The sequence below is a fragment of the Acinetobacter sp. ANC 4216 genome (genome assembly GCF_004331195.1).
GTDB lineage: Bacteria > Pseudomonadota > Gammaproteobacteria > Pseudomonadales > Moraxellaceae > Acinetobacter > Acinetobacter kookii.
On sequence record NZ_SJOC01000001.1, the window covers coordinates 159,225 to 177,358 of the forward strand.

The 18,134-nt window shown below is 42.2% G+C and carries 18 protein-coding genes and 4 tRNA genes; 14 read left to right on the forward strand and 8 right to left on the reverse strand.

Features of this window, described 5'->3' with window-relative positions:
* The first annotated feature begins 46 nt into the window (after positions 1 to 46).
* Together E0H88_RS00815 and E0H88_RS00820 are read left to right on the forward strand one after the other, a co-directional pair.
* Positions 47 to 415 carry a GFA family protein gene (locus E0H88_RS00815; protein ID WP_092818435.1) on the forward strand — a complete coding sequence of 123 codons (369 nt, stop codon included), beginning with the start codon at positions 47 to 49 and terminating at the stop codon, positions 413 to 415.
* Between the two features lie 76 nt (positions 416 to 491).
* Complete coding sequence (locus tag E0H88_RS00820) at positions 492 to 854, forward strand: hypothetical protein (protein WP_092818434.1); 363 nt, start codon at positions 492 to 494, stop codon at positions 852 to 854.
* Between the two features lie 91 nt (positions 855 to 945).
* On the opposite strand, the gene E0H88_RS00825 is transcribed toward E0H88_RS00820, so the two are convergent.
* Both E0H88_RS00825 and rpsU read right to left on the reverse strand, forming a co-directional pair.
* Positions 946 to 1,392: a GatB/YqeY domain-containing protein gene (locus tag E0H88_RS00825; RefSeq protein WP_092818433.1), complete on the reverse strand. Its 447-nt coding sequence runs from the start codon at positions 1,390 to 1,392 to the stop codon at positions 946 to 948.
* A 34-nt stretch (positions 1,393 to 1,426) separates the two neighbouring features.
* On the reverse strand, positions 1,427 to 1,642 hold the full coding sequence (gene rpsU / locus E0H88_RS00830; protein ID WP_001136722.1) for a 30S ribosomal protein S21: 216 nt from the start codon (positions 1,640 to 1,642) through the stop codon (positions 1,427 to 1,429).
* Positions 1,643 to 1,788: 146 nt separating this feature from the next.
* Between rpsU and tsaD the strand changes: the two genes are divergently transcribed.
* Both tsaD and E0H88_RS00840 read left to right on the forward strand, forming a co-directional pair.
* A complete protein-coding gene (tsaD, locus tag E0H88_RS00835; protein WP_092818432.1) occupies positions 1,789 to 2,805 on the forward strand; it encodes a tRNA (adenosine(37)-N6)-threonylcarbamoyltransferase complex transferase subunit TsaD in 1,017 nt (338 codons plus the stop codon).
* Positions 2,806 to 2,990: 185 nt separating this feature from the next.
* The gene (locus tag E0H88_RS00840; protein WP_092818431.1) at positions 2,991 to 3,932 is read left to right on the forward strand and encodes a sensor domain-containing diguanylate cyclase; all 942 of its coding nucleotides are present in this window, start codon (positions 2,991 to 2,993) and stop codon (positions 3,930 to 3,932) included.
* 459 nt (positions 3,933 to 4,391) lie between these two features.
* Here E0H88_RS00840 and E0H88_RS00845 read toward each other — a convergent pair whose 3' ends face one another.
* Positions 4,392 to 5,264 carry an ATP-binding protein gene (locus E0H88_RS00845; RefSeq protein WP_131272744.1) on the reverse strand — a complete coding sequence of 291 codons (873 nt, stop codon included), beginning with the start codon at positions 5,262 to 5,264 and terminating at the stop codon, positions 4,392 to 4,394.
* A 189-nt stretch (positions 5,265 to 5,453) separates the two neighbouring features.
* Here E0H88_RS00845 and E0H88_RS00850 point away from each other — a divergent pair, with 189 nt between their 5' ends.
* The 6 genes from E0H88_RS00850 (at position 5,454) to E0H88_RS00875 (ending at position 8,360) form a co-directional block, all read left to right on the forward strand.
* A complete protein-coding gene (locus E0H88_RS00850) occupies positions 5,454 to 6,965 on the forward strand; it encodes a DUF3336 domain-containing protein (protein ID WP_131272745.1) in 1,512 nt (503 codons plus the stop codon).
* Positions 6,925 to 7,782: a serine/threonine protein kinase gene (locus E0H88_RS00855; protein WP_131272746.1), complete on the forward strand. Its 858-nt coding sequence runs from the start codon at positions 6,925 to 6,927 to the stop codon at positions 7,780 to 7,782. The genes E0H88_RS00850 and E0H88_RS00855 overlap by 41 nt, the downstream gene beginning before the upstream one ends.
* A 107-nt stretch (positions 7,783 to 7,889) precedes the next feature.
* Positions 7,890 to 7,974: transfer RNA gene (locus E0H88_RS00860), tRNA-Leu, on the forward strand.
* Positions 7,975 to 8,008: 34 nt separating this feature from the next.
* Positions 8,009 to 8,082: transfer RNA gene (locus E0H88_RS00865), tRNA-Trp, on the forward strand.
* A gap of 36 nt (positions 8,083 to 8,118) precedes the next feature.
* Positions 8,119 to 8,203, forward strand: a tRNA-Leu gene (locus E0H88_RS00870).
* Between the two features lie 71 nt (positions 8,204 to 8,274).
* A tRNA-Leu gene (locus tag E0H88_RS00875) sits at positions 8,275 to 8,360 on the forward strand.
* 154 nt (positions 8,361 to 8,514) lie between these two features.
* Here E0H88_RS00875 and E0H88_RS00880 read toward each other — a convergent pair.
* Positions 8,515 to 8,718 (reverse strand): hypothetical protein, encoded by a 204-nt coding sequence (locus tag E0H88_RS00880; RefSeq protein ID WP_086176023.1) that lies wholly within the window; start codon positions 8,716 to 8,718, stop codon positions 8,515 to 8,517.
* Between the two features lie 504 nt (positions 8,719 to 9,222).
* Between E0H88_RS00880 and E0H88_RS00885 the strand changes: the two genes are divergently transcribed.
* Complete coding sequence (locus E0H88_RS00885; RefSeq protein WP_131272747.1) at positions 9,223 to 9,495, forward strand: hypothetical protein; 273 nt, start codon at positions 9,223 to 9,225, stop codon at positions 9,493 to 9,495.
* A 26-nt stretch (positions 9,496 to 9,521) separates the two neighbouring features.
* Here E0H88_RS00885 and gloB read toward each other — a convergent pair whose 3' ends face one another.
* Positions 9,522 to 10,253, reverse strand: a complete 732-nt coding sequence (gene gloB, locus E0H88_RS00890) for a hydroxyacylglutathione hydrolase (RefSeq protein ID WP_131272748.1) — start codon at positions 10,251 to 10,253, stop codon at positions 9,522 to 9,524.
* Between the two features lie 208 nt (positions 10,254 to 10,461).
* Here gloB and E0H88_RS00895 point away from each other — a divergent pair, with 208 nt between their 5' ends.
* The gene (locus E0H88_RS00895; protein ID WP_131272749.1) at positions 10,462 to 11,286 is read left to right on the forward strand and encodes a PhzF family phenazine biosynthesis protein; all 825 of its coding nucleotides are present in this window, start codon (positions 10,462 to 10,464) and stop codon (positions 11,284 to 11,286) included.
* A gap of 134 nt (positions 11,287 to 11,420) precedes the next feature.
* Positions 11,421 to 14,189: a M16 family metallopeptidase gene (locus E0H88_RS00900; RefSeq protein ID WP_131272750.1), complete on the forward strand. Its 2,769-nt coding sequence runs from the start codon at positions 11,421 to 11,423 to the stop codon at positions 14,187 to 14,189.
* Positions 14,190 to 14,248: 59 nt separating this feature from the next.
* On the opposite strand, the gene E0H88_RS00905 is transcribed toward E0H88_RS00900, so the two are convergent.
* Together E0H88_RS00905 and E0H88_RS00910 are read right to left on the reverse strand one after the other, a co-directional pair.
* Complete coding sequence (locus E0H88_RS00905) at positions 14,249 to 15,313, reverse strand: amidohydrolase family protein (protein ID WP_131272751.1); 1,065 nt, start codon at positions 15,311 to 15,313, stop codon at positions 14,249 to 14,251.
* A 125-nt stretch (positions 15,314 to 15,438) separates the two neighbouring features.
* Positions 15,439 to 15,834 (reverse strand): DUF3144 domain-containing protein, encoded by a 396-nt coding sequence (locus E0H88_RS00910; RefSeq protein WP_092818423.1) that lies wholly within the window; start codon positions 15,832 to 15,834, stop codon positions 15,439 to 15,441.
* A 109-nt stretch (positions 15,835 to 15,943) separates the two neighbouring features.
* On the opposite strand from E0H88_RS00910, the gene E0H88_RS00915 reads away from it, so the two are divergent.
* Positions 15,944 to 16,576, forward strand: coding sequence for a hypothetical protein (locus E0H88_RS00915; protein WP_092818422.1), 633 nt, complete (start codon positions 15,944 to 15,946; stop codon positions 16,574 to 16,576).
* 21 nt (positions 16,577 to 16,597) lie between these two features.
* Here E0H88_RS00915 and E0H88_RS00920 read toward each other — a convergent pair whose 3' ends face one another.
* Positions 16,598 to 18,058, reverse strand: coding sequence for a CYTH and CHAD domain-containing protein (locus tag E0H88_RS00920; protein WP_131272752.1), 1,461 nt, complete (start codon positions 18,056 to 18,058; stop codon positions 16,598 to 16,600).
* Positions 18,059 to 18,134 lie beyond the last annotated feature (76 nt).

Below are 18,134 nucleotides of genomic sequence, written 5' to 3' on the forward strand. Positions count from 1 at the left end.
CTGGATATGATTATGCTGCAATGATAATAAAAATAAGGAGTGACGCATGCTAGAAGGTCAATGCTTGTGTGGAAGAGTAAAGTATCGTTATGAGGGTGAAATTGAAAAAACCATCATCTGTTACTGCAAGGATTGTCAAATGGCTCAAGGTTCCATCTTTGGCTGGAATAGTCCATTACAGAAATCAGAATTTGAGATTACCCACGGTATTAAATTTTTAAAAGAATATTTCCATACTCCGAATAAAGCCCGGGTTTTTTGTCAGGAATGCGGTAGTCCGATTTATTCATATCGGGTCGATGTGCCGGATATTATTCGTTTACGTTTGGGAACGGTAACGCAAGGGCATTTACCTGTACCTTCCGAGCAAGCCTATATCCAATATAAACCTGATTTTTTGCATATCGATGAATAAAATCTGCAGCTGAAATGATGAGGCCTGTGATAATCTTTATGCCTTGTGAATTTTAAATAATGAACAGAATCGATTTATGAAAAAAATATTATTGGCTTTATTGGTATTGGGGTATGTGGGGTTAAATACGGCTTTTGCAGGCGTGGAGCAATATGTCGCAGCAGTGGATCAAATCTCTGAGCAGTACAAGCAGGAGAGCAGAAACTTTTTTAGCAGTCTAAATGCGCAACAGACGAGCTTTACGCCACAGCAACAAACACAGTACTGTGCAATAGTGGGCAGTTATATTGATCGGTTATATCAGGCGGCAGATCAGAACAGGGAAGCTTTGGATCGTCAATTTAGACAAATGACTAGGCAAGACGTCATTAATAAAGTGATGTCATCAAAAGAAATGCTGATTTTGAGAAAATATAATATTCAGTGTGATCTGAAATAATCGGAAATGTTTATGAGAGATTAGGGGAAATATTTGAACTGTCTTTGCTTAAAGGCAGTTCAACGCTAAAGAATGATTCTGGAGTTGGGAATTAGCTCAGTTTTGCTTTAATTTTAGCTGAAACTTGTGCAGGATCGGCGCGCCCGGCTATGAGCGGACGCAGAGAATTCATCACCTTACCCATATCTTTCATGCTAGTAGCTTCTTGTGCAGTAATTGTCTGCGCAATGATAGAATCAAGCTCTTCCTCAGTCATAGCTTCTGGTAGAAATTGAGATAACACTTCAATTTCGGCTTGCTCTTTACTAGCTAAATCATCTCGGCCAGCGCCTTCAAAGGCTTTAACCGATTCTTTACGTTGTTTAATTTGTTTTTCAATGACCGCAAGAACTTGAGCGTCGTCAAGCTCTTTGCGTTCATCGACTTCGATTTGCTTAATTGCTGCCTGCAGACTACGAATAACCGTCAACTTATCCATTTCTTTAGCACGCATAGTTGCTTTCAAAACTTCAGTAATTTGGTTTTTTAAAGTAGTCATTTATTTAGTCCAAGCAGTCAATCACAAATTAATCTTAGTAAAGGCGAGTAGTACGAACTGATTCGCGAGCCAATTTCTTTTGGTAACGTTTAACAGCAGCAGCTTTTTTACGTTTACGTTCTTGAGTTGGTTTTTCGTAGAATTCACGTTTACGAACGTCAGCTAAAACACCTGCTTTTTCGCATGAACGTTTGAAACGACGGATAGCTACGTCTACTGGTTCGCCTTCTTTCAATTTAACTTGTGGCATGAAGAATCCTCATTAAGTTATGGATAAGATCTATAGCACGATTGCCTTAGATCACAAGTGAAGGACAGTATTTTACTCATTTACATCTCATATCACAAGTCTATAATAGCTTTAGCAATATTTAGATACGGGTAAAAGGCAGTTTAATGATCGTTCTGGGCTTGGAAACTTCTTGTGATGAAACCGGGTTAGCACTCTATGACAGTGAAGTCGGCTTAATAGGACAGGTGTTATATAGTCAGATTAAACTGCATGCCGAATATGGGGGCGTAGTCCCGGAACTGGCTTCACGTGATCATGTGCGCAAGCTTATTCCTTTAATCAATCAGTTGCTTGAACAAAGCAAGATTAAAAAATCAGACATTGATGCAGTCGCCTATACACGTGGTCCTGGTTTGATGGGGGCACTCATGACCGGCGCACTGTTTGGTCGTACCCTGGCATTCGCGCTGAATAAACCGGCCATTGGTGTGCACCATATGGAAGGTCATATGTTGGCGCCCTTATTGTCTAAAACTCCGCCAGAATTTCCGTTTGTCGCTTTATTGGTCTCTGGTGGGCATACCCAGCTCATGGCGGCCCATGGCATTGGCCAATATGAACTGCTCGGTGAATCGATCGACGATGCTGCCGGTGAAGCTTTTGATAAAGTCGCGAAGATGATGGGCTTGCCTTATCCGGGTGGTCCGAATATTTCACGTCTTGCAGAGCAGGGTGATGCCACAGCTTTTGATTTTCCACGTCCGATGCTGCATCAAGGTCTGGATTTTTCATTTAGCGGTTTAAAAACTGCTGTTTCGATTCAGCTGAAAAAAGTGGAAGGCCAGAACCGTGAGGCGGATATCGCTGCATCTTTCCAGGAAGCACTGGTAGATACACTGGTTAAAAAATCGGTGAAAACCTTGAAGCAAACCGGTTTAAAACGTCTGGTCATTGCCGGCGGGGTAAGTGCCAATAAACGTTTACGTGAGCGACTGGAAGCGGATTTGGCTAAAATTAAAGCCCAGGTCTATTATGCGGAACCTGCTTTATGTACCGATAATGGTGCCATGATTGCTTTTGCCGGTTATCAGCGCTTAAAAGCAGGTCAGCATGATGGTTTGTCTGTGACGACGACGCCACGCTGGCCAATGACGGAATTGACCAATCCAAGCGAAGCTTAAATATTAAAGAATTAAAAAAGAGGTGCTTAGCGTCTCTTTTTTAATAATCAGCTGAAGCGGTTGCAGCAAAATATAATTTGATATATGTGCGTTTATATTTAGAATCGGTTTTGCTCAATTAAAATATATTTTAAAGTAAATCAAAAAAATATTTATTTTATGATCATCATCATAGGTTTGTTCATATGGACCATATAAATTTCAGAAGTTTTCAAGAGGCGGGGCAAGCGGTTTTAAAGTTTCTCCATTCACGCTTCGGATTTAACTTGTGGATGATTACCCGGGTAGAAGGTAAAGACTGGATTGTGCTGCAAAGCGAAGACCATGGTTATGATGTTCAGCCCGGACAGGTATTTCAGTGGGCGGATTCATTTTGCTTTCACATGATTGCCGGTAAAGGTCCTAAAATTGCTCCGCGTTCAGAAGACATTCCATTATATGCGACTGCACCGATTAACCAGCAAGTCAATATTAAGTCTTATATCGGTCAACCGCTCATCCATGAAGACGGCAGCTTGTTCGGTACCCTTTGTGCCATTGATCCGCAAATCAAATCTGATGCAATTATGCAGGAAGTGGAATTAGTCGAGTTATTCGGTAATTTATTAAGTAATATCCTTCAAGCTGAACTGCGTCAAAATGAACAAATCCGTCAGCATGAGCGTTTAGAAGCTGAAGCTCTAAGAGATGGATTGACGGGCTTATACAACCGCCGGGCCTGGGAAAAATTGGTTACTACAGAGGAAGAACGCTGTAAGCGTTATGGACATCCGGCAGCCGTTTTTTTTATTGACTTGAATGATCTTAAAAAAGTAAACGATAGTTTGGGACATGATCGGGGCGATGAGCTGATCCAACAAACGGCGAATGTGCTCAGAAATACCGCACGCAGTAATGATATTGTGGCGCGGTTAGGTGGTGATGAATTTGTGATTTTAAGTTTAGAAAATGATGAGGCAGGAGCAGAAGTACTCTTGAGTCGCCTTATGCAAGCCTTGAAGCAGGAAAAAATTGCTGCGGCGATTGGTGTGGCCATGCGTCATCCTGCTCAAGGACTGTTTAAAGCAGCTGCTGAAGCAGATAGAAGAATGTTTGAGCATAAACGGCAACTCAAGTCTGAAGCATAAAATTGGTTAGGATGACTTTGAACTGTTTTTCTTAATAAGCTGATTAAATTGGTCTTTTAATTCAAGATACTTGCGATGTGTCTTGGCCTCTGTTTATTTTGCTTGAAACTTTGCGCAGCGGCAGCCTTTTCTTGATTTTCTGGACTATACGGTAATTCAGCACGTCCATGCGGGCCGCTTAAGCTTTTTTATCGTCAGGAACAGCGCCAAAGTTTTTTAAGAAACCTCTGGAAGCCCGTGTAGGGATATCGTTTTTTTGTGATGATTTTTCATCTTTAATTCCATGAGAAAGTCATCATCTATTTTTCAGCCGGAGATACTTAAGGCGACTTTTTATTGTAATGGTAGCGAAATTTCCGATCTGCTCTGGTTAACCATTATGGAACGACAAGAAATAAGCTCAAATATAAAAAGCTTCGCTATGACGGAGCTTTTTATACTAGCTTAATCACTCTGTTTTTAAAGGGCTTTTAACTGCTGAGAACCAATCCAGTGCTTCGAAAACTGATACGCTGCACGCCCTGAACGCTGTCCACGTGCCTGACACCATCTTAAGGCTTCGGCGCGTACTTCATCTGTCATGGACATGCCGGCTTTGGCTAAATAGTGCTGCACGATCTCCAGATACAAATTTTGATTCATGGGATAAAAAGACAGCCACATGCCGAAACGGTCAGACAGTGAAATTTTTTCTTCAATGGCTTCTTGCGGGTGCAGCTCCGTATATTGCGGTACATCCATACGCGTTACGGGCGTGTTTTCATGCATAAATTCAGGCAATAAATGACGGCGGTTGCTGGTGGCATAAATAATAAAATTGCTTGAACCAGATTGTAATGAACCATCCAGGACACTTTTTAAACTGCGATAGTTTTCATCTTCTGCGTTAAAAGCCAGGTCATCACAGTAGACAATAAATTTTTCCGGGCGATTTTCAATCAATTTCTGAATCATCGGCAGATCGGCCAAATCATCACGTTCAATTTCAATTAAACGCAGGCCTTCCGATTCATACTCGGTTAACAGTGCACGTACAATGGATGATTTTCCTGTACCGCGTGAGCCAGTCAGCAGCACATCGTTGGCAGGCAAGCCTTTTAAAAATTGCCGGGTATTTTGAATTACTTTTTCTTTTTGTTTTTCTATACCCTTTAAATCGTCCAAATAGATTTTTTTGGGCTGCTGAATGGCCTTTAATTGTTGATTTTGCCACTTATAAGCCGAAGCTTCAAAGTTGGTTTCTTGTTTCAGTTCAGGGAGGTTTTGCTGTAGCTGTTGGAGTACAGTAGAAAGAACTTGTAAGATATTGTCAGGTAAATCAATTGTTGCCATGATGGTTCAGCTTATACGGATAAAGTGAAAAAAGGTCATTTTATATGGGAACTGTATATCAAATAGTCATAGTTTGCCAATTGAATAGGGGGTATCATGATTCACTCATCACTTGTAGATTGTGCGAATATGATGTTTGATACCCGATCTGGGACAGGAAATAATAATGAAAGTGTTTGAGGGATAAATATGTTATTTAATAATTTCACGACAAATATTAATCCACATCAAGCGTATCGTATAAAAAAATTAAAAAGTCAGCTTGCTTCGGCTGAAACATATGAAGAATGGAAGAGCATCGCCCTAAAAATAGATGAAGAATCCGGTGCTCAAGAGTGGAAATTGGATAACTGTTCACCTTATTTTGATGCCGAAATTATTTCTGGGCGATTAAGCAGGTTAAAACGCTACCGTTTTCAAAAACGTACTCAAGATCTCATGTATATATTGCGTGAAGGTTTAAGCTACGATATCGCAAATATTGCACATCCCATGCTTTTTAATGCTACCTATGTGGGCACTAAAAAAATTATTGAAGATTATGTGGAAGAAGTCAGTGAAAGCCTGGCTTACATTGCTTCGAGCAACTGTACTTGCTTGCCTATGGAAAAAAAAATAGAGTTCTTTCAGCAGTGTAAAAAAGCTTATGGCCAGCCTGCGATCATGTTTTCAGGTGGAGCAACTTTAGGACTGTTTCATACCGGCGTATGTAAAGCACTGCTTGAACAGGATTTAATGCCTAAAGTATTATCCGGTTCGAGTGCCGGGGCAATCATGACCACCATGCTCGGTACTTCAAAACCTTCAGATATTACTGGTCTTTTAAATGGTGAAAACTTTTTTACCGAAGCTTTTCACTTTCGTAAATTTGGTGACCTTTTAAAGGGAAACGGTGGTTTTGCCGATGTAAAATACCTGAAAAAATTCCTGATTGAAAACTTGGGTGATGTGACATTTGAAGAAGCCTTTAAAACTTCCGGTTTACATATTAATGTCGCTGTAGCACCTTATGACACCTCACAACAAGCCCGCATCATGAATACTTATACTTCGCCAGATTTACTGGTTTGGAGTGCGGTGTTGGCATCCTGTGCTGTGCCCATCCTGTTTCCACCAGTTAAGCTCACCAGTAAGCGTTACGATGGCAAATTGACCCCTTATATGTCCAATACCCGTTGGGTAGACGGCAGTGTAAGAAGTGATTTCCCGCAAGAAAAAATGGCGCGACTGTATAACTTAAATTACACCATTGCCAGTCAGGTGAATCCACATATTGTGCCATTCATGCAAAGTGATGCGGAACGCTACCGTCGAGATGTGATGAGCTGGCCAGAGCGCATTGTACGTCGTCAGGGCAAAGTTATTACCAAGGGAATTATGGATTTTGCTCGTGGTCGGGTCGGCATGTTTCCTCCTGTACGCCGTTTGCTCGATCATGGATATGGGGTGATTGATCAAGGTTATTATGGGGATGTGAATATTGTAGGTGATTATAGTCTGCGCCATTATAGTTACATGTTCCAGAATCCACGCCCATATTTGTTCAAGTTATTGCAAAGAGAAGGGGAGCGGGCAACCTGGCCGAAAATATCTTCTATCGAAACCCATGCCCGTGTAGGTAAAACCATTCAGCACTGTTTAGAGCTTTTAAGTTATCAGCATGATCCAGAGAAAAAAACCGCAGAATTTATTGCAGTTTAAAGATGTGGATTTTTCTAATATCCATTTAATGTTAAAGACCAAGCCCAAAAGTTTAACTTTTGGGCGTTGTTTATATACCTTTGAATATCAGCAACAACGTTATTGGTTAAAAACCCAAAGCTTAAATAGCCATCCAAGCGTTGAAGACGGGTTTCGAAATGAACTGCTTTTTTATCAGCAATTTTTAGCTCAAGCTAATTCTGCCAGCAGCCAGCCTGATTTTTTATTGCCTTTTCAAATGATTTCTAATTTTAAAAGCCTGGCTGAATCACACATGTCGGGCAGTGCGGCATTGATTCTAAGCGATGCAGACTTATTGCTAGATGATTGTGCCGGGATGTCACTGCAACAGATCAAACAGACTTGCATAAAGCTGCTGGATGCCGTGGAGCAGTTGCATCAGCTCGGCTGGATTCATGGCGATTTAAAATGCGAGCACTTGGTTGAATATCAAAACCGTGCATGTTTAATCGATTTTGAGCAGGTACAGAAAATCAATGCAGTCCACCCCCTGAAAAGTCTGACTGCCACACCGCGCTATATGGCACCCGAACTTTTTCAGGGTGCCGATAAAACCGTACAAACCGATATTTATGCTCTCGGCATCATTCTTTATGAATGGCTCAGCGGGCAGCGTTTGAGGGCAAAAAATTACCGGGACTGGGCTTATTTACATTGTCAGCAGTTAACGATTGAACTGCCACAACATTTTTTGCCGTTTGAACGCTATTTGCGTGGAATGCTAGCGAAGCAAAAAGAACAGCGATTTACTGATATTTACACCATGAAACAGGCCTTACTTACTGAAATTGTTTAAGAAAAATACAGAAAAACGTTTTTTGTTTTTTATTTAAACAAACAAGTGGATTTTTCATAAAAAGGTCTTGTCATGAGGAATCGATCTCTATAATATACACAGCCACTGGGGACGTGGCGAAATTGGTAGACGCACTGGATTTAGGTTCCAGCGCCGCAAGGTGTGAGAGTTCGAGTCTCTCCGTCCCCACCACTTAAATATCAACATGGTTTGATAGTTAGGTTATAGAGGATTGGTGTAATGGTAGCATGACGGTCTCCAAAACCGTTCGTCAAGGTTCGAATCCTTGATCCTCTGCCAAGCTTTAAAAATCCAACATTAAGTTGGTACCCTGATGGGGACGTGGCGAAATTGGTAGACGCACTGGATTTAGGTTCCAGCGCCGCAAGGTGTGAGAGTTCGAGTCTCTCCGTCCCCACCATCATATTAAGGCAAGGTAAGCTACCTTGCTTTTTTATTGTAAAAAAATCCAGCCACTTGGTTGGTCCTGACGGGGATATGGCGGAATTGGTAGACGCACTGTGTTCAGGTCGCAGCGCCCTCTGGGCGTGAGAGTTCGAGTCTCTCTATCCCCACCATATGAAAGCAAGGTAAATCACCTTGCTTTTTTATTGCCTGTAAAAAAGTAAAGATAAATAAAAAGCCCAAAAATGGGCTTTCTAAAATAGATTTCTAAAAATAGATTTAAAATTATTATTGTTTTTGTTCCGATCCAAAATTACACATAGTCTTTTAAGCTTTTAAGTGATCTTCAAATTCTTCGCCGAGCTGCATGGCAAGGGCATTACCCGCTAAATCACAAGTGACCAGACCATATTCTTTTTTAAAGCTAAAGGTAAATCCACGATTGTCAGTCAATGACTTTACCGAATAGCCCAATTTTTCTAACCAGATACGAAATGCAATTAAATTTTTTGCCTTAACAACTTTCTTCACGAAAAAACTCCTTGTGTATATTAGACACTGACTGCAATTAAATAATTAATAGGGATGCAGGTATTTTTTTAAAGGGTAGCTTGAACAGGTTTTTTATAAAATAAATATTTTGTATTTTTTTTATGCAGGAAATGCATAAATAATAAGTAAATTTTGGATGGAAAATCATCGGGTATTGAAAGAAATAATTTTGTATATAATTGATTTTTATTTATTTTAATCTGGGTATTTCAGATTTTTTGAAATTGAAATATTTAAACACAATTTTCGGTGTTGCAGATATGTTCTTATCTTGGAGTTGTTTTGGGGATATTTCGATAGCGAAGTGAAGTGAGCATCTCTCTCGGTTAATGATCCATTCACTCAATGCTCCATGCAATAGCCACCAAAAAAAATAACGCTGCTTCGGATTTAAAAAACAGATAAAGTATAGACTGCCGTACCGAGGAATTTTTTGAATTCTGGTCGGTGTAAAATGTTGATTAAGATGAAGCCTGGATTGCAATGACCACAGAAACCATTGAACAGAACGTACTCAAGCAAATTCAGCACATGCAGCAACAAGGCTTGGTACCTGTTGCTGTCATGCTGGGCCATGAGGATTGGCTATTTTTTGCAGAACAATCCAAAGTGTCCTATACGCCTTTTGGCAGCGCCCGTCGTTATCAACCCGCTTTGGGCGGTTTACTGCTGGTTCGGGTTGACGAGATGCAGGTCACCCAAGTGGTGACGCAAAATGAGCTGGATGCTTATACCGAAACCCATCAAATTTTATAAACCTGCCGTAATTAACATAAAATCAGTTAAAAGTTATCTTTTAACTGGCGTATGTGCCGAAATTCTTCCACGCTTTCCACCCTTAAAAAGGGATTGGTTTGCAGTTCCAGTTCAATGCTACTTGGCAAGGTGCTTTGACCGAGCATACGCAGTGCTTCCACCTGTTCGAAGCGCTGCTGAATTGCCAGATTGTCAGGTTCGACATGTAACGCAAACTTGGCATTGGCCAGCGTATATTCATGGGTGCAGTAGACTTTGGTGCGTGCAGGCAAAGCGGCCAGGCGATTGAGCGAATGGTACATCTGCTCATAGGTGCCTTCAAACACGCGGCCACAACCCATGGCAAACAGCGTATCGCCACAGAAAAGCACGTCTAGCGCATCAATAAAATAAACGATATGCCCCAGCGTATGTCCAGGTACAGCAATAATTTCAATATTTAAATCATGAAAATTAAGATGATCTTCATGTTGCAGGGGATGAGTGATAAAAGGAACTTTGCTTAATTCTTCCCGTGGACCATAAACGGGGATATGACGATTTTGTAAAAGCTCGGGCACACCGCCAATATGGTCTTTATGCCAGTGCGTCAGCCAGATCTGAGCCAGCGTTAAACCGTTCGCTGTACAAAACTCTTCGACCAGATGGGCTTCAGTGGGGTCCACTGCAACTACTTCTTTGCTTGGGATATGTTCTAATAACCAGATATAGTTCTGTAATTGATTTTTCACATCAATCATATGGACTTGAAAATTCATGAGATAGAAATCAATGATATAGATATGAATAAGCTAGCCTTAAAGCCAGGTTTTTTCCAGGGGAAAATCGCAATTAATAGGCCAGTATTTATACATAACGTTGCTGATCTGTAGTTGGATATAAAAACAGTCTTTCTAGATCGGCTTTTTGTTTTTTTAAATTATCAAATGAAGTGCAACAGAGATTAAATTATTGGAAGTAAGCAAGATGAAAATGTATCAGGTGGATGCCTTTACTACGGAACTGTTTAAAGGTAATCCTGCGGCAGTGATTGTGACTGAACAGTGGCTGGATGAAGCCTTGATGCAAAATATCGCCCTGGAAAATAATCTGGCAGAAACTGCTTTTGTAAAAATGCTTGATGTAGAAAACTATGAAATCCGCTGGTTTACCCCAAGCACAGAAGTGAACTTTTGTGGCCATGCAACGCTAGCCAGCAGTTTTGTGCTATTTAAAGATTATACCACTGCAAAAACCATTCAGTTTCATGTTAAAGAGCTCGGCATTTTTGTGGTAAGCCAGGAGGCTGATGGCAAAATCAAGATGAATTTTCCGATTCGCCGTGCAGAAAAAATTACCGATTATCCTGAAATTTTAAAGCAAATTTTAAGCAAGCCATTTAAAAATGTTTATTTAAATCATCAGGCCTACATTATGGAATATGCAAATCCGGAAGATGTACGGGATGAAAAGCCCAATCTGGAATTATTCAAACAATGGACACTCAATCAAGCTGGGCAAACCCAACCCAAGTGTGTTCTGGATCTGGCTATTACTGCTCAGGCTGCTGCACCTTATGATTGTATATCGCGCTATTTTGCTCCCGCGAATGGCATTCAGGAAGATCCGGTTACCGGTTCAATTCATACCGCAATTGCACCGCTTTGGGCGGAGAAACTGGGCAAAAAAGACATTCTGGCTTATCAGGCATCCGCGCGTGGGGGAAAATTATATTGTGAACTGCTTGAAAATGAACGGATTGAAATTTCTGGTTATGCAAAATTATATATGCAGGCAGAGCTACATCTGTAACATATGGATATAAATGAACGACAAAGCTGTTGAAATAAACGGCAATGCTTGCAAAAAGTGACTACTCAACATCATGATCATTTTCTAAGATGTGATGCTTAAAAATTCATATGACTGAATAAATTGGAATAATTATGCTCATGCGGTTCAAACAACTTACTATCTCATTATTATTTGTTGGTTTTAGTGCAACTGCCTGGGCACAACCGATTTTGGTTAAATCTGAGCAGAAGATTGAAGAATATACATTAGACAATGGTTTTCGTGTGGTGCTGGCGCAAAACGATAAAGAAAATAAAGTGTTTATGAACACCGTCTATCTGACTGGTTCGCTCAATGATCCGCAGGGCAAAGGCGGTCTGGCGCATTTGCTCGAACATCTGGCATTTAAGGGAACACAGAATATCAAGGGTGAAGAATTTCAGCGCCGCCTGGATCAATACACCTTAATGACCAACGCCAGCACGGATTATTATTCCACCAAATATACCAATGTGATCCGTCCTGAACAGAATGCGATTAATCAAGTGATTCATCTTGAAGCTGAACGTATGGACAAGCTGGTGCTGCAGGAAAAGTTTGTGCCTTCTGAAATTGCCATTGTGAAACGCGAACGTGAAGTTCGTATGGATCAGCCTTTTGCAGTGATGATGGACCAGATGTGGAAATCGGCTTATGGTAACCAGTATCTGGGACGTTTGCCGATTGGCGATTTAAAAGAATTGCAGTCCATCAAAATGGATGAGCTGAATAAATTTTATCGAACTTGGTATGCACCGAATAATGCGGTGATGATCATTTCCGGTAAATTTGATAAAGCCGCTGTGTTAAAACAGATTGATCAGCAGTTTAGTCCAATAGCAGCTCGTCAGGTTCCAGCACAGACCAAGGTTCCTGTGCTGGATTCGGCCAAAATTCAGCAAAGAAATTTTGCCGTGAAAAAGGGCAGTGATCTGGCTAAATTCAATATTTACCTGAATGGCAAAAATGAAAAGATCAAGTCTGCTTTGGCACTGACACCTTATTTATATACCATGCAGCCGAGTGGGCATCTTTATCAAAGTATGGTGGAAACCGGTTTAAGTACCGGCGTTCAATCCACCACCTGGCTGGATCAGGACTTTAATCTGGTGTTTATGGGTGCCATTTATGCTCCGAATCATGATGAGAAAAGGGTGCAATCCGAACTGGTTGCAGGGGTGGAAAAGAGTCAGCCATTTAATGAGACCGAACTGAACCGGGTAAAAAACCTGATTCAGAATCAGGCAGACAGCGTGCTCAGCAATGCTGCCGCCTTGGGTGGAAGATTAAGTGATTATTATGTGGCCTATCAGGGGAATTGGGCGCAGTACTTTAGCGATCTGAATAATGTAAAACAGCTTAAGCTGAACGATGTCAATCAAACCCTGACCCGATTTTTAGTGCCAGAACATCGCATTTCTGGAGATATTAAACCGACCCCGGAAGATCAGAAAAAAGCATTACAACAACAGGCCGCCGAGCAGCCTAAAACCTTAGATCAGGCCAGTGTGCAAGAAGAACCGCTTAAAGACAGCAGGGTGTATAAGCAGGAGGTTGCGGAATACGTCAAAACCTCGAAGCAGTATTTGGTGGATACTGAAAAGAAAATCCAGCGCGGAAAGTTGAAAAACGGTATTGCATACGCTTTATATCCGACCTCAACCCGTGATGATAAAACCTATGCCACCATTTCTGTGGACTTTGGTACGAACAAATCTTTGTTTAATAAAGGTGAAGTACTGGATTTGATGGCCTATTTACTGCTGCGTGGCTCAGATCAATACAGCTTGCAGGATATTGCCGACAAGTCGATTGAAGCCGGTGGTGGCGCAACGGCCACAGCATCTGCAAATAGCATTATCATTCAGATTGTGGCGAAAAAAGACAAATTTGACGATTATTTCAAATTTATGCTTGATGTTCTGAAAACACCGAAGTTTGAGCAATCGCAGTTTGACCTGATTAAATCACAGAGCCTGTCGAGCCTGGATCGTCCCTATACCGAACCTGAAACGGTTGCCGCATTGACCATGACCCGCTTATTGGAAACCTATCAGCCAGGAGATTTGCGTTACCACTTTGAACCGAACCTGTCCAAACAGCAGCTTCAAGCGGCAACGGTTGAGCAAGTGAAAAAGTTATATCAGGATTTCTTTGTCAGTCATCATGCGCAAATTGCCATTACGGGTGATTATCAGGCTCAGCCCATGCTAAAACTGCTGCAAAAAGAATTTTCAGGATGGAAAGCGCAATTGCCTTATCAGCGTCTAAGTGCTGATTATCAGGCATATCAGGCACAAAAAATTCATGCCTTATCGGAGCAACGTGAATTTGGGAATTATCAGGCCATTTTGACCTTGCCAGTGGGTTCGAATCATGCCGATGCACCAGCACTCATAGTGTTGGGCTATATTATGGGCGATTCGCAACTGTCTTCACGTTTAGCCCAGGAACTCCGTGAGAAAAATGCCCTGGTGTACGGTTTTGGCAGCAATCTGGATCTGGATGAATGGATTGATTCAGGCGCACTCAGCATAGAAGCCAATTATACGGCAGCGAAGTCGGCGCAAGTATCACAAGCTGTGCATAAAGTGCTGAATGATTTACTTGCTAAAGGGGTGACTGAACAGGAGCTGGAAGCAGCCAAAGCCAGTATTCTGAAAAAACGGGTAACTGCTTTGGAAGATGAGCGCAATATTCATGCGATGCTGATGCCACAACTGGAACATAACCGCGACTTACTGTACCGTGAAAAACGTGATCAGGCTTTTGCAAAACTCAGCAAAGCCGATGTAGACGCCGTGATCAAGAAATACATCAAACTGGATCAGCTGGTAGAAGTCATGGCGGACCAGTATGGAAAGCCACAAAACAAGTCATGATTCTTAATCCGCTTTTTTCAATTTCCCTCTCCATTCAGGAGAGGGCCAGGGAGAGGTGATTAAAGCCGATAAAACTGCTTCACATTATGATGGAATACCTGTTCCAATGCATGAGGATTATAGGCCACAACTGCATCACTAAAGGCATCAATAATGTTCACCAGTGAAGTGCTGACCCGATCCATCGGAAAATTGGAGGCAAACATCACGCGGTAACTGCCAAAGTGTTGCAATACATGGCTGATCATTGGAAAGGCCAGATCATACACTTCCTGTTTGCTGGCCAGACGGTTTTGTTTATGGAACTGATGGCCCAGCACAGGCATAAACAGGCCCGACATCTTGGTATAAACATTCGGACAGCTGGCCAGCTCGGCAATATCTTCCTGCCAGCGTACCAGAATGTTTTCCCGCGCGACTTTGGTTAGGCCGGTCAGAGCACCGACATGGCCAAAAAGACCGGCAGGTGTGCCAAAATGATCCAGCACAATAGAAGTTTCCGGAAACTGCTGGGCTAATGCAATCACATCACTTAACTGAGTGGAATACACCCAGGCATCAAAGCTTAAATTGTTTTGCGCGAGGGCTTCAAAGCCCTTTAAAAATTTTTTATTGCGGTATAAATGCGGTTCATCTGCCCAGGCGCGGATTTCTTTATCTTCATGTACTGCCGCCATTTTACGAATGCCTTTAAAGCGCGGCGAAGCTTTTTTATGCAGTTGCAAAATCTTCTTGAAATTGCTGTCGCGTGGATCGGCAGTTGCAACAATGCCACCGAGTTTGACTGTTTTTGCGTTAAAGGGCAGTGATTCAATAAAACGGGTTTCACCAATCACGCCTTTACCTTTATTTTTATGCCAGCTGGCTTCGACATGCACCACTTGTTCTACCTCATAGTGCCCGATATCTTCGACATAGTGTTCAGGCAAATAGGGTGCTGTCACATGGTGGGTCAGGCCTAATGTTTCAATCAGATCATCAGCATTCATCATACGGACCGCTTTGTCGAGCAGGTAAGGATGTTTACCCAGCAATTTGACCCCCAAGGCGGCAGCATGGGGCGTGGTATAAGGATCCCATTGGTGAATATGTGCATCAATAATTGCAAAATCCAGCGCTTGCATTTCTGTCCCTAATTCAGCAAATCTCTGTTATTTAACCATACTGTAAAGAGCCCTGACTTTAAATGACCTTCCATCCAAAAACTCAGCACATAAAAAAAGCCCCGTAGGGCTTTTTAAACTTCTGATCAGTGCTGATGATCATGGTCATGTTTGTTGGCATGAAATTCTTCATTGCGGCGAAAGCGAAGATAATTTTCAAACTGTTCGCAATATTCATCATAGTTGTCTTCCAGCATCATCTGGAACTGCTGCATGATGTAAGACATCACTTGATCTTTGGCATCACGCATTTCATTGCCATCTTTAAAATTGTTGGCTGCGACCCAGGTATTAAAACGGGCAGTGGCAAACAGCATGGCAGCGCTGACTTGTCCGCGCATTTCAGCAGGTTTCACGGCTGAACCTTTTTCGACACGGCAAAATTCGTTGGCTTGTTTAATAAATTCATCAGCACGTTCAAAAAAAGCAGCATTTAACGCTTCTTCTTCGGTTACATCTGTTGCTTCAATCTTTTGAACCATGAACTTTTCCTGCAAAAACGATCTAATCGCTTATTATAGGCAAAGCCTTGCAGAAACTAAACCTTTGGCTTAATCTAAAAATAGCCTAAGCATAGAAATGGATACTCCAATGCAAGATGCCATTGCCGTACAAAGTTTAAAAAGTGACATCGCCTTGCTTCGTCAAAATATTTGGCCACCTGCCAATCTGGCCAATGTAGAGGGCTTGCCCATTTATTATGGCTCTAAAAAAGAAGTGGACGAATATTATCGGCAATGGACCGGCTTAATTGAAAGGGCGCAAGACCTGTTTCAGCCTTTTATGCAAGATGAAACCCTGGATGCCGTACATTTGCCCAGCCATTTAAATCTGCCTTTATTTTATTTTCATGTCGACCGCATCCGGATTAACAAAACCCGTGCCAAAGAGTCCAAAACCTTTCGGGGGATTGCCAGCCTGCTCGATAAGTGCGGGAAATTTGAACCTGAGCAGATTCAGGCCATGCGTGCCTGGCTGGAAAGTGATGATACCGCAGCGTTGGTGGCTCATCGTGAATTCATCGATTTGCGCACTTATGTGTTCCAGCATGGACAAAGTGAGTACACACGCACGCGGTTTTATGTAAATGGCATTGTGCTGAGTACAGAGCCGCATTTTGAACTGGTAGATGCCCGTGACAAGCCGCGCAAACAGCGCAATGACAGTTATAGCGATCCATTGGCAGATAATGGAACCTGGAAAATATTTGGCAAATACCGCTAATCTTGGCTTTGCGTTTGCCCCTTACCAGAAAGTAGCGGTTTTAGAATAATCCTCTAAATGCTGCTGAGCCTGTTGCAACACGGATTCTTTCTCGTTGGCTATCCAGCCTAAGGCAAACCAGAGTTTTTGTTTACGTTGCACCATATCCTGAAACAGCGCTTCAGCCACCATCAAATCATTATATTGACCCAAACTTTCTTGGGCGGGTTTTAAATCTTTGAGATAGCGCTTTACATCTTGAGCAGGATAAAGCGAGGCAACGAATTCTACGCAATAACGCAAGCGTTTGACCCGTTTGCGGGTACGATGCCGTGATTCGATATCCAGCTGTAAAAATTGATCGGCATCTTTGCAGATCTGTTGATGCAGTTTTTGCAGTTTTTTGGCGATATCTTTTTTTAATCCCGCTTTTTTCTGCTTTTTACTTGGCTGATCGACAAAGCGCAGCAGATGCAGAATCAGTTCTGCAAAGTCTGAAGAACGCAAAGATTCATCAATCGGAATGCCGGATTCTTCAGGCGTACGAGGAAGCTGAACAAAAGGGGCACCGGCCTGTTCGAGCTGAGGTAAAAGTCCTTCACTCAAGGCATCGCGGTCACGGGTTGACCCCAGTTGGCGAAACAGCTGAGTCAGTTGTTCCTGCCAGTCTGGGTGAACATCTTTGGACCAGTCACCAAACACACGCAAGGTACTTCTTAAACGGCGAATGGCAACCCGGGTCTGGTGAACATGGTCGCTATCGTACTGTCCGGAAGCAATCGCAGATGCATTCGGCAACAGGTGTTGCAAGGTATTATTGATGATCTGCTTCAATACGTGATCTGTCGAGTCCTGTGGATTCAGTTTGAGCGGGCTTGCAAACTGAGCGGGAGGAATTTTTAAATCCTGTGCCAGCAAATCTCCACGTTGCGCTTTACTGCGTACATCCAGCCATAAATGATATCGTTGTACCCAAGGGTGAATAAACTTGAGCAGGTCTTGAACAGAACCTTGTTTAAGCTCAAATTCAATTTCATAAATCGCCAATTTTTTATCGTTATGGCGAATCTCGCCGCGATCCAGACTCACCTCAATTTCTGAACGGTTAAAATGAACCACGTGCACCAGACGCTGCACGACCGTTTCATATTGCACCGTCAGGTTTTTAGCCTGTTTGCCCAAAGCCTTTTGCAGCAATTGTTTTGCTTTTGCATGCGACTGGTAAATCTCAAGGTCCAAACCCGGATTTTCCAGCTTGCCTAGATCGGTTTCCAGTTCAAGGCGCTGCAAGGAATGATTGCTGGGCGCTTTTAAAGTTTGTATCCAGTGACCGTCTTCAAGACGTTGCCGTAATGAAATGTTTTTTTGAGCTAAATGCCGTTCGGGCGTGTCGTAGTATTTTGCATATAAAGAAATCAAGCGAGCATTCTTGTTCAAGAATAGCTGATAGAGCTTTTCCTGATCTGATGCGGGAATCTGAAATTTTAATTCTACTTCTAGCATGTTAAAACTCCTGATGCTTCATCATCCGATAGGGTCATGATTTTTATTGTAAACGGCTATTATTGTAAGCCAGTAT

Bases quoted from the DNA above. Each gene is read 5' to 3' on its own strand.
- gloB (WP_131272748.1), bottom strand. From the start codon at position 10,253: ATGAATTTTCAAGTCCATATGATTGATGTGAAAAATCAATTACAGAAC.
- E0H88_RS00900 (WP_131272750.1), top strand. From the start codon at position 11,421: ATGCTCATGCGGTTCAAACAACTTACTATCTCATTATTATTTGTTGGT.
- E0H88_RS00825 (WP_092818433.1), bottom strand. From the start codon at position 1,392: ATGACTACTTTAAAAAACCAAATTACTGAAGTTTTGAAAGCAACTATG.
- E0H88_RS00910 (WP_092818423.1), bottom strand. From the start codon at position 15,834: ATGGTTCAAAAGATTGAAGCAACAGATGTAACCGAAGAAGAAGCGTTA.
- rpsU (WP_001136722.1), bottom strand. From the start codon at position 1,642: ATGCCACAAGTTAAATTGAAAGAAGGCGAACCAGTAGACGTAGCTATC.
- E0H88_RS00915 (WP_092818422.1), top strand. From the start codon at position 15,944: ATGCAAGATGCCATTGCCGTACAAAGTTTAAAAAGTGACATCGCCTTG.
- tsaD (WP_092818432.1), top strand. From the start codon at position 1,789: ATGATCGTTCTGGGCTTGGAAACTTCTTGTGATGAAACCGGGTTAGCA.
- E0H88_RS00850 (WP_131272745.1), top strand. From the start codon at position 5,454: ATGTTATTTAATAATTTCACGACAAATATTAATCCACATCAAGCGTAT.
- E0H88_RS00885 (WP_131272747.1), top strand. From the start codon at position 9,223: ATGACCACAGAAACCATTGAACAGAACGTACTCAAGCAAATTCAGCAC.
- E0H88_RS00855 (WP_131272746.1), top strand. From the start codon at position 6,925: ATGATCCAGAGAAAAAAACCGCAGAATTTATTGCAGTTTAAAGATGTG.
- E0H88_RS00820 (WP_092818434.1), top strand. From the start codon at position 492: ATGAAAAAAATATTATTGGCTTTATTGGTATTGGGGTATGTGGGGTTA.
- E0H88_RS00895 (WP_131272749.1), top strand. From the start codon at position 10,462: ATGAAAATGTATCAGGTGGATGCCTTTACTACGGAACTGTTTAAAGGT.
- E0H88_RS00905 (WP_131272751.1), bottom strand. From the start codon at position 15,313: ATGCAAGCGCTGGATTTTGCAATTATTGATGCACATATTCACCAATGG.
- E0H88_RS00845 (WP_131272744.1), bottom strand. From the start codon at position 5,264: ATGGCAACAATTGATTTACCTGACAATATCTTACAAGTTCTTTCTACT.
- E0H88_RS00840 (WP_092818431.1), top strand. From the start codon at position 2,991: ATGGACCATATAAATTTCAGAAGTTTTCAAGAGGCGGGGCAAGCGGTT.
- E0H88_RS00815 (WP_092818435.1), top strand. From the start codon at position 47: ATGCTAGAAGGTCAATGCTTGTGTGGAAGAGTAAAGTATCGTTATGAG.
- E0H88_RS00920 (WP_131272752.1), bottom strand. From the start codon at position 18,058: ATGCTAGAAGTAGAATTAAAATTTCAGATTCCCGCATCAGATCAGGAA.